We start from the raw sequence: 246 nt of genomic DNA on the forward strand, positions 1-246 counted from the left end.
GTCACCCTTCGGGTTGACCGAGGATCGCAACACGTACGCGCGATGGTGCGTGGACTCCAGCCGCTTGTGGCGGTCACCCTTCGGGTTGACCGAGGATCGCAACTACGGGCTGCCGGCTACCCATGTGGCGATCGTGACGTGGCGGTCACCCTTCGGGTCGACCGAGGATCGCAACGGGCACTTGACCAACGTGCCCTTGACGCTGACCTGTGGCAGTCACCCTTCGGGTTGACCGAGGATCGCAAC

1 protein-coding gene is annotated in these 246 nt (G+C 64.2%); it reads left to right on the forward strand.

Features of this window, described 5'->3' with window-relative positions; all coding sequences use genetic code 11:
- The coding region (locus GT354_RS54860; protein WP_237535722.1) for a hypothetical protein at positions 1–232 on the forward strand (232 nt) is incomplete at its 5' end.
- Positions 233–246: the final 14 nt, after the last annotated feature.

Source organism: Streptomyces sp. SID3343 (genome assembly GCF_009865215.1).
GTDB lineage: Bacteria > Actinomycetota > Actinomycetes > Streptomycetales > Streptomycetaceae > Embleya.